The organism is Kyrpidia sp. (genome assembly GCF_023512215.1).
Classification (GTDB): Bacteria; Bacillota; Bacilli; order Kyrpidiales; family Kyrpidiaceae; genus Kyrpidia; species Kyrpidia spormannii.
In genome coordinates this window covers 1-15464 of record NZ_JAILZZ010000024.1, presented here as the reverse complement: position 1 = coordinate 15464, position 15464 = coordinate 1, and the positions used below count along the sequence as shown (strand labels likewise).

The window sequence follows — 15464 nt, the reverse complement described above, 5'->3', positions numbered from 1 at the left end:
CCCCCTTACACCGTCCGTGGTACAAACTCTTCGCCCTTCGCCTTGTCCCACAATTCATTCAACACCCGTCGACCTTCTCTGATCCTGGGGTGAAATTGAATGTCGGCACGATCGCGTATGGACGCCAGTTTTTCCTGGGCCTCGCCAACCTCCTGTTCCGTGACGCCCCCAATCCCCAATCTGCGACAAATACTTATCCCGGCGAGTTCTCCTTGAGCCATCGCCACCTTGGCACCTTCGATCCCCGTAATATTCCCCGCCACAAAGATTCCGGGAACTGTGGTTTCGAGTTCGGGCCCGTGTAACGGGACGGCTCCGTTCAAACCCTCCACCCGGACAAACTCGCATCCGACGGTGGCGGCCAACTCCCCCAAAGGCGTCAGACCGCCGGACAAGCAAACGGCGTCCACCGCCAGGACTTCCGAGGTACCCGGAACGATCCTGCCCCGGGAATCGATGTCTGCGATTTCGGCCCCGGTGACCTGTTCTCGTCCATGGATCGCGACCAAGGCTTTTCGCAATTGAATGGGAATGCCCCACACCTTCAGACCTTCCGCCGGATAAAAGCGAGCGGCCAGTTCGACACCCAGCGGGTGTTCGAGCATCAACCTGCCCATCCGCAGCAACGCGCTCGGAGCAAGGTGCGCCACCGCCCGCAAATCGGTCAGAATGCGGCGAGGATCGCCCTTTCCCCAGGCCAAGCGATTCGCCGCAGGCAAGACAATCCCCAGGACGTCGACACCGGCCATGGCCATGGCCCGACCGATGGTCAACGACAACACGTCCACCCCGGCAATGAGCACTCTCCGCCCCGGTTTGACTCGATATACATTGGTCAACACCTGTGCGGCTCCGATGGTCATCACGCCCGGCAGGGTCCATCCCGGGAGCGGCAAAGGCCGTTCTACGGCTCCGGTGGCCAGCAGCACGGCCCCGGCCCGAATTTCCCGTTCTGTACCACCGGTTCGATTGGCCGCGTCCGCCGTATAAACGGTCCAGCCGCTCTCGATCGCCCATACCTGGGTTCGGGTCAGCAGGACAGCCCCAGCCTCGGCGGCTTCTCCCGCCAATGTTTGGGCCACCTCATAACCTTTCCACCACCAGTTTCCCGATGGTTCTTCATGCAATTGTCCGAGCAACTTGCCGCCAAGGCGGGGGTTTTCGTCGATCACAACCGCCCTGCCGCCGTTTTTCGCAATTTCTTTTGCGGCGGACAAACCGGCCGGACCTCCCCCGATCACAGCGACATCAACGTTCATGACCTGGGTCCCCTCCCTGCGTCCTCAAGCGCATACCGTCCTCAACCGGCGTCAGGCAGGCACGAACTTCCCCGACTCCTTCCCAATAAACCCGACACTCGTAACAATGTCCGATGCCACAGTAAAGGCCCCTCGATTCTCCATTTTTTTCGGTTCGACGCAACACCCTGACCCCGTTGGCGAGCAGAGCGGACGCAATGCTGTCGCCGTCGATCGCCTCGTAGGTCACACCGTCGAACTGGAAGGTGATCATCGCTCCCCTCGGATCAGGCAGAATGGGGTGGTTGTGGATTCTCATTGCGTCTCCCTCTCGGCAACCTGACCTAGATGCACCGGGCGAACAGGCTTGTGATAGGTGAGCCGACTCGGCAGAACCGGGAAAGTCTCCAAGTCTTCCTGAGTCAACGTCTCCAAAAGGGCCCGGCACACTCGCCCCTGACAAGGCCCCATACCCGCGCGGGTCATCATTTTGATCTCCTGGGACGTACCGGCGCCTTCCCGAACCGCACGCTCCACTTCCCGAAGCTCCACCTCTTCGCATCGACAGACGATGATACGGTCGGACCTGTCCACAGGACCATCAACTCCTTTCTACCGCGGCCGGGGAGTCAGAAAACCGGGACGGGTCGACCAGGCGGGTCAGTTGTCGGATCTTCTTCGGCGCCTGCGCCCCGTGGCGGTCGTCATCAATCATGCGAGCGAGCAACTTGCCGGCGACGGCCGACATCCCGTAGCCGTGCCCGTTATAACCCGCGGAAACATATACATTGTCCAGCCCCGGCACGGCACCGAGCAGCGGCAAATGATCCGGAGTCAGTTCCACCGTTCCGGCGAAGGCGCGGATCAACTGTCGTTCGCGGTAAGAAGGGAACATTTCGACCAAACGTGTCGACAACCGCCTGATCGCCGCGACCGTATTGGAGGTATCATACCCGGTCACTTCCCAAGGTCCGCCTCCGCCGTACAACAGGTTTCCGGCGTGGGTCTGTCGCAGATAAAGCCCGTTGCCCGAGACAAAGGGGTGAATGCGCCTCGACCCCAGTTTTTGGGTGGCCAAAATCTGCGAGCGCCTGGGTTGGACCGGGAGAAACACGCCGAGCCTGTTCCCGAGCTCCGAGGTCCACGGCCCGGCACAGAGCACCACCGCGTCCGCCTCGATGAAACCCTGAGCACAATGAACTCCCGTCACCCGCGCTCCGGCAAGCTCAAAACCGGTGACAACACAGTGGTCCACTGCCTTGACCCCATCCCGGCGAAGTAAGGAAACCATGTCGTTCGCCGCAGAGAACGGATAGCCCTGGGCACAAGACGGGCTGAACAAGCCGCCTTGGTTATCGCGGTTTAGATCGGGCACGTGCTCGGTCAACTCTTGGGGGGACAGGTAGCGGACATCCAATCCGGCCAAGGCATAAAGACGCATGGCTTTCTGGAGCTTGTGCGCCTCCGCCTCGTTCATAGCCACCATCAAATGTCCGGAACGGCATATTTTTGCATCAACCCCGAGCTCGGAGATCTGCTGCCACAGGTCGATGGAAACCCGGACAAACGGAATCTCCGGCAAATCGCGGCCCAGCGCCAGGATTCCTCCCCCATTGCGGCCGGATGCAGCACCCACGAAAGACTCTCTCTCCAGTATGGTTACTTCGTACCGCATGCACCTCAGATAAAAAGCGGTCATGATGCCGACGATACCACCGCCGACGATCACAATGCTCACTGCCTTGGTCGTTTTGCGTTTCGGTGTGGCAAGCAGATAGTTGCGGAGATCCTCGTAAGCACCTGCCATCGATTCGGCCGTGTGTGCCGGTGTACGGTCCGGATCCAGACTCAACATGGTTAACCGCTCGGTTGAGTTTCGCATGCTCTTGACCCCTAATAGCTGGTGTAGATCGTTTTCCATTCCGTCATCACGTCGAAAGCGTGATATGAAACTTCTCGGTGGCCGTTCCCCGAATCCTTGAACCCTCCGAATGCCGCGCCCATTTCCGCATTGGACGTCCCGCTGTTGATATAGACGAGCCCCGACTCGCATTCCCGGGCCGCGCGATTGGCGTAGTGGAGATTATTGGTGTAGACGGCGGTGGATAGCCCGTACTGCGTCTCGTTGTTGATTTCGACAGCCTCGTCAAAATCCCGGGCGGTCAAAATGGCCAGCACAGGACCGAATACTTCTTCCCGGGCGATGCGGTGGTGCCGCTGTACGTTCGTGATCACCGTCGGAGCGTAAAAGAATCCCTCCTCAAAGCCCTCGACCGACACCGGATGTCCTCCGAAGAGAACACGCCCTCCCTCATCTTTTGCGGTCAGCACATAGCGGCTGACGGTCGAAAACTGTTTGGCGTTCGCAAGAGGCCCCATCTGCACCTTCGGGTCGAGCCCGTATCCCACCGTCAGTTTCTCGGTCAGCTGAACAATGCGTCTTTCCAGTTCCTCCTGCACCGAAGCCTCGACAATAACCCGTCCCGCAGCCGTACAACGCTGCCCGGAGGTGGCAAATGCCGATTGCACAATCCCCGCGGCCGCTTTGTCCAGATCCGCATCCGCCAGCACCAGCACGGCGTTTTTCCCGCCCAATTCCAATGAAACCCGTTTCAATGTCCGGCCGGCCATCTCTGCCAGACCTTTCCCCACTTCGGTGGATCCGGTGAAGGCGATGGCGCGAACATCCGGATGCCGGGCCAATAGGTTCCCGACCCGAGCGCCGGATCCGAGAACCAGGTTCAGGACACCCGGCGGCAAGCCCGACTCTTCGAACACCTCGGTGAACAACTTTGCGCAGACGGCGACTTCTGAGGAAGGTTTCCAGACCACGGTATTGCCGGCCACCAAGGCGGCAAAGAGCTTGTACGCAGCTAAAGACAGAGGGAAGTTCCACGGTGTGATGCATGCCACCACGCCGATCGGCTCCCGAACGGTCATGATCGTTCGATTGTCCATTCCCGAGGGAAGAGTGTCGCCAAACATTCTCCGTCCTTCACCGGCCATATATCTGCACGAGGCGATCACAGTATCGACCTCAGCCAGTGATTCAGCCAGCACCTTGCCCATCTCGAGGGTCATCATCCGAGCGAGGTCCGGTTTTCTCGTCTCAAGGATTTCAGCGACTTTCCATAGATAGGTGGCCCGCTGCGGTGCTGGAACCCGCCGCCAACGCCTAAAAGCGTTCTTGGCGGCGGCAATCGACTCTTCGACGTCGCCGTCCGGGGAGACCGCACAAACGGCCACCGTCTCCCCGTTTGCCGGATTGACGCTTTCAAACCATTCCGGTTGACGAGGATTTCTCCATTGCCCGTCAATGTATTGGATCACCGTCGTTGGTTCCACTCGATCGTCTTCCCTCTCTTTCACTAAGCCCATTGGCACTTATTTAATCAGCCGCAGGAATCCCCTCAACCTTTCACTCTTTGGTTCCGTTAGGACCTCCTTTGGATCCCCCTGCTCTTCAATCACGCCATTGTGCATAAAAATCACGCGATCCGCGACCTCCCGGGCAAAGGACATCTCATGGGTGACGACCACCATGGTCATCCCTTCGTTTGCCAACTGCCTCATGACTTGCAACACCTCGCCCACGAGTTCCGGGTCCAGAGCGGATGTAGGTTCGTCGAAAAGCATAATTTTGGGATTCATGGCCAGAGCTCGCGCAATCGCCACGCGTTGTTGCTGACCACCGGACAATTTGCGCGGATAAACATCCTTTTTGTCCAGCATCCCTACCTTTTTCAACAAAGCGAGCGCTTCTCTTGCGGCTTCTTCTTTTTTCTTTTTCAGTACATGAATGGGCGCCTCCATAATGTTTTGCAGGACGGTCATGTGCGGAAACAGGTTGAAGTGCTGGAAGACCATGCCCACTTCTCGGCGAATGTGATGCACATTCTTCAAGGAATCGTCCAGCACGATGTTGTCGATCACAATCCTGCCTGCCGTGACCGTTTCCAGTCGGTTCAAACAGCGCAGCAGGGTGCTTTTCCCCGATCCACTGGCTCCGATGAGGGCAACCACTTCGCCCTTGTGGATTGTCAGATCGATTCCTTTAAGGACCTCTAAATGCCCGAAACTCTTATGCAGGTTCTCGATTCGGATGATCGGTTCCGCACTTTCCGGTTTTTTGTCGTTCATCAGCACATGGCGCGCCTCCTAGTGGTCGCTGATGGAGAGCCGACCTTCGATCTTGTTCAGAATAAACGTAAATACCGTGGTCAGTATTAAATAGATGACCGAAGCCGTAATATAGAATTCGATGAACGCAAAATTCGTTGCCGCAAAACGCTGAGAAACCATCATCAACTCGGATACCGTAACCAGAGAAGCCAGGGAGGAGTCTTTGAGCATCATGATCGCCTGGTTGCCCAGCGCGGGGATGCTGACTCGAAAAGCCTGCGGGAGAATGATCCTCCGCATAATCAGGAAGTAGTTCATCCCCAAGGACTGTGCCGCTTCACGCTGCCCTTTGGGCACAGATAGGATCCCGCCTCGGTAGATTTCCGCAATATACGCTCCCGCATTGACCCCGAGGGCAATCAGGGCGGAACTGAACGGGCCGATTTGGATCCCGAGCTGCGGGAGTCCAAAGTAAACAAGGAACAACTGGACCAAAACCGGTGTGCCGCGAATCACCCAGATATAAAAATCCGCAATCCACACCAGGGGTTGGATTTTCGAGATTTTCATCAGGGCTGCAATCAGCCCCAGGACCAAGCCCAGGGCAGTCGCCAGCACAGAAACTTCAAGCGTGATCACCGTTGCCTGCAACAGGAACGGAATGTATTGCACCACTAAAGAGAAGTCCAACATTTCAGCCACCCGTTATCGAATGTCTTTGTCAAACCATTTTTGGCTGATCTGGGTATATGTCCCGTCCGTCATCATGGCCTTGAGTTGCTTGTTGATCTCATCCCGCAGCCCAGTCTCGCCTTTGTTCAGGGCGATGCCGATCGTTTCGGTATATAGTGGATCACCGACAGATTTAATAGGATATTTCTTGTCCTTAATCATCCAAGAGCCTACGCCTCGATCCGTGACCACCCCTTGGATCCTGCCGTTGGCAAGATCGGTAAACGCCAACTCGTCGCTTTTATAAGTCACCGGGATCGCTCCAAGATCAGTCACTTTCGTTTCATAAGTCGTACCCACAGTCACCCCGATTTTCATCCCTTTAACCTTTGTCGGATCGGTAACCGTCGAGTTATTCGGAACAAACAGTTGGGCACCCGTATGATAGTAGGGGTCCGTGAAATCCACCTTCTGCATCCGCTCCGGCGTGATGGCCATGCTGGAAAGGATAATGTCGTATTTTCTTGCCAACAAGCCCGTGATAATGCTGTCCCAGGGAGTGGGAACGAAATTGACTTTTACGCCCATTCGTTTTGCAATCTCGTTGGTGATATCGACGTCAAAGCCTTCCAACTGGTTATTGCTGTTGAAATAGTTGAACGGCGGGAAGGCTCCTTCGATCCCGACGTTGATGACGCCTGACGATTTGATTTTTGCCAGGGTCGGGTCCTCGGCTTGGCTGCCGGCCGATGAACCGCCGGATGCGGGCTGCGATGGCGACTGCGCACCGCAGGCGGAAACCAAAAACAGGCTCAACATGAGCAACCCAGCAAAAAATCGTTTGCTTTTTACACGCATGTTCAAGACACCTCGCCTTTGCATGATCTGGAAGCCACGCTGAGAATCGCTCGCTCCAGGATGGACAACCCCCGGTCTAAGTCTTCCTCCGGAATGTTCAGCGGCGGCATCAGTCGAATGGTTTGCCCATGAGCACCGCAATTGGTGACAAGCAGGCCCCCCTGCAACGCTTCATCCCGGATGCGCGAAACAATCCGGGTACCGGGATCGCCATGTTCATCCTGAAACTCGATACCGATCATAAGCCCCAGCCCCCGAATCTCCGCCACTGTGGGTAGATGGCCCACCCGTTCGCAGAGACGGGCGAGAACTTGACGGCCCAAAACAGCGGAGCGCTCAACCAGCCCATCTCTCTCAATAATAGAAAGGCTCGCACAGGCGGCTGCACAGGAGACCGGATTGCCTCCGAACGTTGAGCCGTGGCTTCCAACCTGCCATTTGTCGTGCAGACTCCGGGGAGCGATCACCGCACCGAGCGGCATTCCCCCGGAAAGGGCTTTGGCCGCCACCAGAATGTCGGGTACGACACCGGAGTGTTCCGCGGCAAACATCTTACCCGTCCGGCCGAAACCGGTTTGCACTTCGTCAAAGACGAGCAGAATCCCATGTTCGGCCGTCATCTCCCGTAATCGCCGGATAAAGTCGATTGGCGCGGGTACATACCCGCCCTCCCCCAACACGGGTTCTATGATCACCGCGGCCACCTGGGACGGATCCACCCGCAATAAAAACAATTGCTCCAGTGACCGCAAACAATGTTCTACAACCTGTTGTTCGGTCATTCCCTTGAACAGGCGCACATAAGGGTACGGGACGTGATACACGCCGCCCATGAGCGGCTCATAGCTCTTCCGGTACTTCGCGCTCGACGCCGTCAAAGACATGGCACCGACGGTCCGCCCGTGGAAACTGCCTTCAAAAGCCACAACCGACGGCCTGCCAGTCGCTGCCCGAGCCAATTTGATCGCCCCGTCAATGGCTTCCGCTCCGGAGTTGCTGAAAAACACGGTGTCCAATCCACCTGGAGTGATGGCTGCAAGCTTGGCGGCGAGCCGCACGACACTCTCGTAATAACCGTAGTTCAGTCCCAGGTGAATCAACTGTTCCGATTGTTGTTGAATGGCGCGCACGACCTCGGGATGGGTATGCCCGACCGCATTCACCGCCACACCCGATACAAAATCCAGGTATTCCCGACCGTCGGTGGTCCAGAATTTTGCACCGTGCGCGCGCCGGACCACGAGATCTGTGACGCGCGTCATCACAGGTGATAGGTGCCTGTGTGCCAATTCCCGCAGTTCGACTCGTTCCTGCCGGTCTGCTCCCCTTGCTTCCAAATTCAACGATCCCTCCTCAGCCCCGGGTCCACCACGAACGGCGCGGCCGTTTTCCGACGCACCGTCTCCAAATCAAGCCCCTGCGCCAGTTCGGTCAACACCAACCGGCCGTCAACGACGCGAAAAACGGCAAGCTCAGTGACCACCACATCGACACTGCGACTCGATGTCAGCGGCAGTGTGCACTCCTCCACAATTTTCGGGCGACCGTCCCGGGTCATGTGCGTCATTGTGACAATCACTCGCTTGGCGCCGGTCAACAAGTCCATGGCTCCTCCGACGCCCAACACCGTCTGCCCCGGGACCGTCCAATTCGCCACCCGGCCGTGTTGATCGACCTGTAATGCACCGAGGACCGCCACATCGATGTGTCCGCCGCGTATCATCGCAAAGGAATCGGCGCTGGAAAAAAAGCTGCTGCCCCGGATCGCCGTGACCGGAAGTTTCCCTGCGTTAATGACGTCCGGATCCACTTCACCCGGGTTGGGGGTGGGGCCGACACCGAGAAGACCGTTCTCGGTATGGACATGGACCTTCACCCCCGGAGGCAGATAATCCACGACCAATGTCGGTATTCCGATCCCGAGGTTTACCACATCACCGTCGCCAAGTTCCCGGGCGGCCCTGGCCGCAATCGCTTGTCTGGGGTCAGTCACCGGCTTCCCCCCTGGGGACGATCAAATCCACATAGAGATGCGGAGTAACAATGGTCTCCGGGTCCAACTCTCCCACCTCCACAATCTCGTCCACCTCTGCAATGACCAGGTCCGCCGCCGTCGCCATCATGGGGTTGAAGTTACGGGCGGTTTTTCGGTACACCAAGTTCCCCAGCTTGTCCGCCCGATGGGCGCGAATCAACGCCACATCGGCCCGAAGAGGTCTTTCCAAAACAAATTCCCGACCGTCCATGACCCGCGTTTCTTTTCGTTCTGCCAACAAAGTGCCGACCCCGGCCGGGGTATAAAAACCGCCGATCCCCGCACCGCCGGCCCGAATCGCCTCGGCGAAAGTGCCTTGGGGCAACAACTCCACCTCGAGCAAGCCCATCCGGTAATACGAGCCCACCGTCGGATTGGTACTGAAATACGATCCAATGACTTTGCGGATGCGACCCGCTTCCAGTAAACGGCTCAGTCCCTTGCCGGGCTCCCCGACATTGTTGCTGATCACCGTAAGATCCGTCTGCCCCTGCCGGAGCACCTCGTCAACCAACACGAGGGGGCATCCCACCAAGCCGAAACCGCCCACCATCAGGCTCATGCCGGAGTGAATACGGCTGACGGCAGCTTCCTTTGATACAATCTTCGCACTCATCGCACGTCCCTCCACGCCTCGACGTCCCGATCCCCCATCCCACCTCAGTTCTCGTCCCGGTATCCCAAGGTATATGAAATTCGCTTGCTGGACAAAAGCAATTCCCGCACGATCAGTTCCGGCCCGCCGGAGTTGTGACCGTCCGTGGACACGTTGATGGCGCCCACAACCTCCCGCTTGACATTGAAGATGGGGGCTGCAAAAGAAACCAAGCTGTAGCGATATTCTCGGTTGGAGGTCGAATATCCCAGGCACCTGATTCTCGCCAATTCTTCTTGAAGTGCTGTTAACGATTTGACGGTATTATCTGTAAACCGTTCCAATGTCCCGTTCCCGTAAAGTTGCTGCATCCGTTCTTCCGGGAGAAACGCCAGGATCGCCTTCCCCAGCGACGTGGCGTGGGCAGGTAACGTCGACCCCACGTGGAGGTCGAATTCAAGGATTCTCGAACCAAAGGCGACTCGGTTGAGATACAAAACCTGGTCGCCGTACAGAACCGCAAGGTTCGTGGAACGGCCCGTGGCATGGGCCAATCTTTCCAGTTCGGAATAGCTGTTGCGCACGAGCACATGATGATCCAGATACTGCCCCGCCAGGGCGACGACAGCCGGTGTCGGGAAGAATTTCCGACCTTCCTCATACAAAAAACCACTGTCCCGCAACGTCAACAGCAAACGCCGAGCCGTCGCTTTGTTCAACCCCGTCGCCGCCGCCACTTCCTGAAAAGAGCGCGCGCCGTTGGTAACTGCTACCAAAACCCGAAGTCCCCGCACCAAGGACTGAACCAGATAGCCCTCCTGCTGCGCCTGCCCGGGACCGTCCTTCGCACACTTGTCCTCTTCGCCATAGGGGTCGTAAACTCGGGGATCTGCAGTCATGGCATCACTCCTCAGGTTGAGATCCTGCGGTCGACGACCGCCAGCACCTCGGCCATGAGATCGAGAAATTCTCCCATTTCGGTGTCATTGATGATGAGCGGCGGAGCCGCCAGCAGATGCTCACCGTCACCCCCTTCGGTTTCCCCGCTGCCGAGGTATAGAATACAGCCGTGTTCCCAGGCCGTATCCACCACGAGTTTGGCCAGCCCGGGAATCGGTGCGAACAGAATGCCCTGCATGAGGCCCCTGCCCCGGATCGTTGAAATCCACGGGTACCGGTCGCATAGCTCCTCAAGGCCGCGACGCAGCGCCGCTCCCTGTACCGCCGCGTTGTCGATCAAGCCTTCTTCCTGGAGGATTTCGATCACCCGGGCGCCCACCGCCGCCGCCACCGGATTCCCACTGTACGTGAACCCGTGGACAAAGTGTCCGGATCCGGCTCGTATAGCTTGGTAGATGTCCTCGTTTGCGATGACCGCTCCCAAGGGGGCGTATCCTCCTGAGAGGCCTTTTGCCACCACCACGATGTCGGGGAGGACGCCTTCATAGTCAGCAGCCAAGACTTTGCCGGTCCTTCCAAATCCGCTCATGACTTCGTCAAAAATGAGGATAATACCATACCTGTCGGCAATCTCCCTGAGCGACTTCAGGTAACCCTCGTGGGGAACAAATCCGCTTCTGGCCGATCCGCCGATGGGTTCGACCATCATCGCCGCAATGCTCTCCGCACCGTACTGATCAATTGCGGCTAAGAAGGGAGCCACGCAATCACAAGATTCTCCGGTGCCGAGTCCTGGACAGTGCGCCTTTGGAGCATCCACCAAGATGAACGCATCCGACAAAAGAGGGCTGTAGGGTTTCCGTCGTGAAGCGTGACCCGAAGCGGACAGAGCGCCGATGGAATTGCCGTGATAACTCGACCGGCGGGTGAGAATACGGTAGCGTTCGGGGTGACCTCGTTCGAGTTGAACCTGCCGGCTCAGTTTGATCGCCGTTTCAACCGCTTCCGAACCCCCGGACGTCGGATAAACATACCACCCCTCGCCTTGCAATACGGCATTGATATTCCGCCCCAACCTCTCCAGTGGTGCCGATGTAAACCGCATCGTGTGGGCAAAAGCCACTTTTTCAACCTGTGCGCAAATGACCTCGGCTATGTCCTTGCGCCCGTGACCCAGGTTGGCCACCAGCGCCCCCGAAGCGCCGTCAAAGTACCGGTTTCCCCCGGAATCCCAGAGATAGACTCGGTGGCCGTGAGAGATTTCTGGATATTTGTTATGAAAATTCCTATAAAATACATGCGACAATGCCGTCCCTCCCACATAATCCGATCTATCCTCGTACCCCCGGCCATATTTGGTTGACACACCATAACGTTCAATGTCTCGTTTTCTATCACACCCCCTCCAAGGCTAGTTTAATTTGAATTATAACCTGGCTTCCAAAGAGGCTCAATACAAATTTGAAAATAAAGTACGCATTGCGTACGTCCCTAGGACGGGATTGCCGACCCTCTTCTCCCCTCATCCCGAACTGAGCTTTTCCCTGGAGGACGTCCGGAAAAAAACATTGTGTCGAAAGAAAGCCTGGACATTTGCCTTAATTTTCATCCGGGACGGGAGGCAATGTCGTTCAGAGACATCCTCTACACCTATGTTCTGGATCAGTTGCTCTGGGCGGGAGACATCAGTGTCTCCGAAGGGCCGGTGGTGATCCAAACCCTGGAAGAGCATCACCCAGGGTTCGCCGGCAAACCTTGCGATCTGGTTTTCATCCGTAAACTTGGCATCTCCACCTGCCTTCTCACCCCGGATGCCGACGAGGTGCATTTTGAAAGCGGGGCCAAGATCGTCAGCATGCTCAATCTCCAGGGATGTGTCGAGGAATTGAGGACCAAGCTCCTCTGATTCCGGAGGGGACAAACCGGCCCCACCGAAAGGCCGATCACCACATGCATCGAAACGGAGGTCTTTGTTCATGCCGAACAGTCCGCAAAACGGCAGGTTGGACATCAACGGCGTGGCCCGAACCACCGGCGACGTATATGAGGTCGTGAACATCCACGGTACCGCCCGTGTGAACGGCGATCTGGCATGTACCCGGATAGACGTGCACGGTGTGGTTCCGATCCACGGCGGTCTCCACGCCGAACAGGTCAACCTACGCGGCACCTGCGACGTCGAAGGACCGATTCAAGCCCAGGACATCACTGTGAGAGGAGGGGCGAAGTTCCGGGGAAACTGCAGCACCGAGGCCTTCCGGATCGACGGAGGATTCCAGACCGATGGGCTCCTCAACGCCGGTGGGATCCGCTCACCGTTGGGCGGCCCCAGCCGGGTGCGGGAGTTGGGATAGGCAGGATGTACGATGCGGCCCGGCCATCTCCCGCTTGCACAAGGTTCGACTCGACGTGGAAACCATTGAAGGAGACGACATTTATTTAGAAAATACTCGTGCCCGGGTGGTGCGCGGCACCCGGGTGCAAATCGGTCCCGGGTGCCAGATCGGCCTCTTGGAATACAGCGAAGATTTCAGCAAATGGACGGAGCGACGGTGGGACAACATCTACGGGTCTAGACAGGTGACGTAACGACCGCACGACCGCCGGGTACTCCGGCCGTGGGGAACGAAGACCGCAACTGGACGGTTTCCGACAGGATCAGCGCGCGGCTGTGACAGAACATCGTATCGCCTTCACGGACAAGCCCGTCAGTCGCTCCGCCTCGCCGATAGCATAGAGCCCGTTCATCATCATCCGCATTAACCTCACGGTAACTCTAGAGTCTCGCCCTGGAGGAGAGTCAAGGAGTCACCAGGTACAATTATGGGCGTACTCTGGGGTATGGAAGCAGGCGAGCCTGTTTGTTCCCGAGGAAATCCCGCTCCCTGCGGTCACCTCGTAACCATCCGCCTGATACAATGCGGAACCGGCCGGACTGAGGACCCTCCCGGCGGATCTGATCTGCAGTGTCCGCATCCGGAATTCCCATGCGTCGGAGGGTAAGGTACAAGATGTAGGCAAAGTTGAGTGTATTCTGGGAGCCGATCATTGATTCACTGACGAAGCCGGCGGAGCGGATGATCATGATGAATCGTTTAAAATGGGTTTCGTTCATGAACTGGAGAACGCCTTGCCTGAGCTGGCGACAGGACGACTCGATAATCCCTTCTTCATATTGCTTCGTTTCGAAATTCCTTCCGGACAGGAGGGCCACCAAATCCTCCAGTCGGCCCCGCCGGAACTCAGAAGTGAATGCCACCCGCAGAAGGTCCGTGTATGATGGCTTGTACAGGTCTTCCATGTCTTTGCGGAGCCAGGCCATGGTTTTAAAATATTCCGTACCCGCAAACTGCGGATCGTTTTTTTCGACCAATGAATAGAATTCCGGCGACACCGCCATGTGGCAAAAGTAATCGATGGCCTTGCGAAGCGTGTTCCCTCCGTAGGATTCATTGACCGCAATTTTCGACATGGCGAAATCCGCCTGGCTGAGGGGCACCCCTTCGGAGTTCACCCGGATGAAAATCTCGGTCACCGTTTCTATATCGAGATCGGAGGCCAATTCAATCAGGCCGATTTGGTTGCTGGTAATCCCCCGAAGAAGTTCCAGGCTCCGGAAAACCTCTTGATGCGATGTCCCTTGGTTTTTCTCACAGTAGCCGTTCACCAGGTCAAACAGGCTCGTGTCGGGGTCAAAAATATGAGCGATGTCCGGAATCCACGCCACATCCTTGGCAATGGCCGAATTGTACACTTCGAACCGTTGTTCCACGGGATGAAAAGCGCCGCGTGTCCTGCGCCATTATTACAAAGAAAAACCCGCTTTTGAAGCGGGCGCAAGCGAGATGAGCCATGAGACTAAAAGGGCCCGAATCTCCTAAACTCTTCTGACGCTCTCTAGGTTTCACCCCTCGGTCCCCGCCAGAGGCACGGATGGACTCTCCTCACCCGCCCCCATCTTCGCCCGTAGATCCTCGCGGAGCTCCTTCTTCAAAATCTTCCCGACCGGATTGCGGGGAATCGCCTCGATCAACTCCAATCGTTCCGGCCACTTGTAGACGGCGACTCCACGGTTTTTCATGAACTCCACCAGTTCCTCCAAGGTCGGGGGATCCCCCGGAGCCCGGGGCACCACGTACACGCAGGTGCGTTCACCGAGCACCGGATCGGGCATCGCCACCGCCGCCACATCCGCCACCTTCGGGTGACCAAGAAGGGTATTTTCCACCTCCTGGGCGCTGATGTTGAACCCGCCGCGGATGATAATATCCTTTTTTCGATCAAAAAATCCGATAAAGTTCTCTTCTTTGCGCTGGAACAGGTCGCCCGTATAAAAATATCCGTCCTCGTCGAAGGCCTTGGCGGTGAGGTCCGGCCGCCCGTAATACCCGGCCATCACGTTGGGCCCCCGGTAGGCCAGTTCCCCCACGGCGCCGACTTCGGTGAGCACCCCCTTGGTGACGGGATCCACCAGTTTCGTCCGCACTCCCTGGACCACCCAGTCCACGCCGGACTTCCCCCAATCCGGAAACCGGTCCGCCCGGCGCGCCAGATCCGGCACATCCACCGGCCCGGCCACCAGCCCCGTCCCCTCGTTCTGCCCCCAGATGTTCACGATCTCGCTGCCCCATCGCCGTTTGAACTCCTGCATCGCCCACAGCGACGGCGGCGCCGACCCCGTGGTGATGGTCCGCACCGCCCGGAGGTCAAACTGATCCACATTGGGGTGCTTGGCGATCATATTGATAACCGCCGGAACCAAGATGGTGAAATTAACCTGCTCCTGCACCATTTGGCCGATAAAAATCTCAGCGTCAAAAGGATGGTGCAACACGAAAGTTCCGCCAAAGGTCAGCCAGGGGATAAAATTCACCCCCACCGCCGTCATGTTCACCAAAGGTGCGACACACAACTGGGTCTGGTGTGGCCCAAAGCCCGTGGCCTTGGATAGCATTCGGGCCAGAAACAGCCAGTTGTTGTGGCTGAGGGGACAGCCCTTTGGCTCCGCCTCGGTGCCCGAGGTCCAACAGATGGTGAAAATATC

General features: G+C 57.5%; 18 protein-coding genes. 3 read left to right on the top strand and 15 right to left on the bottom strand.

Annotated elements, in window-relative coordinates; genetic code table 11:
* Nucleotides 1-5: 5 nt before the first annotated feature.
* From K6T64_RS09815 to K6T64_RS09755, 13 genes are read right to left on the bottom strand one after another with little or no spacing between them, the layout of a single operon-like run.
* Nucleotides 6-1259, bottom strand: a complete 1254-nt coding sequence (locus K6T64_RS09815) for an NAD(P)/FAD-dependent oxidoreductase (protein ID WP_170085115.1) — start codon at nt 1257-1259, stop codon at nt 6-8.
* Nucleotides 1249-1557: a (2Fe-2S)-binding protein gene (locus tag K6T64_RS09810; RefSeq protein ID WP_288009923.1), complete on the bottom strand. Its 309-nt coding sequence runs from the start codon at nt 1555-1557 to the stop codon at nt 1249-1251. The genes K6T64_RS09815 and K6T64_RS09810 overlap by 11 nt, the downstream gene beginning before the upstream one ends.
* A complete protein-coding gene (locus K6T64_RS09805) occupies nt 1554-1832 on the bottom strand; it encodes a (2Fe-2S)-binding protein (RefSeq protein WP_170085112.1) in 279 nt (92 codons plus the stop codon). The genes K6T64_RS09810 and K6T64_RS09805 overlap by 4 nt, the downstream gene beginning before the upstream one ends.
* A gap of 7 nt (nt 1833-1839) precedes the next feature.
* The gene (locus K6T64_RS09800) at nt 1840-3120 is read right to left on the bottom strand and encodes an NAD(P)/FAD-dependent oxidoreductase (protein WP_288009921.1); all 1281 of its coding nucleotides are present in this window, start codon (nt 3118-3120) and stop codon (nt 1840-1842) included.
* An 11-nt stretch (nt 3121-3131) separates the two neighbouring features.
* The gene (locus K6T64_RS09795) at nt 3132-4583 is read right to left on the bottom strand and encodes an aldehyde dehydrogenase family protein (protein WP_288009919.1); all 1452 of its coding nucleotides are present in this window, start codon (nt 4581-4583) and stop codon (nt 3132-3134) included.
* 39 nt (nt 4584-4622) lie between these two features.
* Entirely contained in the window at nt 4623-5345 is a 723-nt protein-coding gene (locus K6T64_RS09790) for an amino acid ABC transporter ATP-binding protein (protein WP_483306140.1), read from the bottom strand.
* A gap of 51 nt (nt 5346-5396) precedes the next feature.
* A complete protein-coding gene (locus K6T64_RS09785; protein ID WP_197945557.1) occupies nt 5397-6050 on the bottom strand; it encodes an amino acid ABC transporter permease in 654 nt (217 codons plus the stop codon).
* 15 nt (nt 6051-6065) lie between these two features.
* Nucleotides 6066-6890, bottom strand: a complete 825-nt coding sequence (locus K6T64_RS09780) for a transporter substrate-binding domain-containing protein (protein WP_170085107.1) — start codon at nt 6888-6890, stop codon at nt 6066-6068.
* Nucleotides 6891-6892: 2 nt separating this feature from the next.
* Complete coding sequence (locus K6T64_RS09775; protein WP_288009916.1) at nt 6893-8233, bottom strand: aspartate aminotransferase family protein; 1341 nt, start codon at nt 8231-8233, stop codon at nt 6893-6895.
* Nucleotides 8230-8883, bottom strand: coding sequence for a 3-oxoacid CoA-transferase subunit B (locus K6T64_RS09770; RefSeq protein ID WP_288009915.1), 654 nt, complete (start codon nt 8881-8883; stop codon nt 8230-8232). Before K6T64_RS09770 ends, K6T64_RS09775 begins: the two co-directional genes overlap by 4 nt.
* Nucleotides 8876-9541 carry a CoA transferase subunit A gene (locus K6T64_RS09765; protein WP_170085103.1) on the bottom strand — a complete coding sequence of 222 codons (666 nt, stop codon included), beginning with the start codon at nt 9539-9541 and terminating at the stop codon, nt 8876-8878. The genes K6T64_RS09770 and K6T64_RS09765 overlap by 8 nt, the downstream gene beginning before the upstream one ends.
* A 44-nt stretch (nt 9542-9585) precedes the next feature.
* Nucleotides 9586-10419 carry an IclR family transcriptional regulator gene (locus K6T64_RS09760; RefSeq protein ID WP_170085102.1) on the bottom strand — a complete coding sequence of 278 codons (834 nt, stop codon included), beginning with the start codon at nt 10417-10419 and terminating at the stop codon, nt 9586-9588.
* Nucleotides 10420-10430: 11 nt separating this feature from the next.
* Entirely contained in the window at nt 10431-11726 is a 1296-nt protein-coding gene (locus K6T64_RS09755; RefSeq protein WP_288009911.1) for an aminotransferase family protein, read from the bottom strand.
* A 264-nt stretch (nt 11727-11990) separates the two neighbouring features.
* On the opposite strand from K6T64_RS09755, the gene K6T64_RS09750 reads away from it, so the two are divergent.
* From K6T64_RS09750 to K6T64_RS09740, 3 genes are all read left to right on the top strand, one after another.
* Nucleotides 11991-12326, top strand: a complete 336-nt coding sequence (locus K6T64_RS09750) for a DUF4004 family protein (protein ID WP_288009910.1) — start codon at nt 11991-11993, stop codon at nt 12324-12326.
* A 70-nt stretch (nt 12327-12396) separates the two neighbouring features.
* On the top strand, nt 12397-12774 hold the full coding sequence (locus K6T64_RS09745; RefSeq protein WP_288009909.1) for a polymer-forming cytoskeletal protein: 378 nt from the start codon (nt 12397-12399) through the stop codon (nt 12772-12774).
* A 55-nt stretch (nt 12775-12829) separates the two neighbouring features.
* The gene (locus K6T64_RS09740; protein WP_288009907.1) at nt 12830-13009 is read left to right on the top strand and encodes a hypothetical protein; all 180 of its coding nucleotides are present in this window, start codon (nt 12830-12832) and stop codon (nt 13007-13009) included.
* A gap of 232 nt (nt 13010-13241) precedes the next feature.
* Here the strand turns inward: K6T64_RS09740 and K6T64_RS09735 are convergent, their stop codons facing one another.
* Together K6T64_RS09735 and K6T64_RS09730 are read right to left on the bottom strand one after the other, a co-directional pair.
* Nucleotides 13242-14192 (bottom strand): hypothetical protein, encoded by a 951-nt coding sequence (locus K6T64_RS09735; protein ID WP_288009906.1) that lies wholly within the window; start codon nt 14190-14192, stop codon nt 13242-13244.
* A 132-nt stretch (nt 14193-14324) separates the two neighbouring features.
* A partial coding sequence (locus K6T64_RS09730) for a class I adenylate-forming enzyme family protein (protein ID WP_288009904.1) occupies nt 14325-15464 on the bottom strand: 1140 nt, incomplete at its 5' end.